Annotated in this window: 1 protein-coding gene; it reads left to right on the plus strand. The window is 42.7% G+C overall.

Going from position 1 to position 234, the window contains the following annotated elements:
• On the plus strand, positions 1 to 192 hold a 192-nt coding region (locus SB724_RS21930), incomplete at its 5' end, for a GNAT family N-acetyltransferase (RefSeq protein WP_410573200.1).
• Between the last annotated feature and the right edge of the window lie 42 nt (positions 193 to 234).

Raw genomic sequence — 234 nt, forward strand, 5'->3', positions numbered from 1 at the left:
CGGATTAGTTTTAATACCCATGAGCACAATCAACAATCACGCAATGCCATTGCCCGTTTAGGCGCTAAGTATGAAGGAATAGCCCAAAAAGACCGACGTCTAGAAGATGGTTCATATCGCAACACCGCAAAATTCAGCATTACTGACGAGCAATGGCCAGCTATAAAGTTACGACTTGAGGAGCTATTATAATGTACCCACCCGAGCACTTTATGCAAAAAAATACCGAGCAAT

It is taken from the genome of Bacillus sp. SIMBA_031 (assembly GCF_046535225.1).
Lineage (GTDB): Bacteria > Bacillota > Bacilli > Bacillales > Bacillaceae > Bacillus > Bacillus velezensis.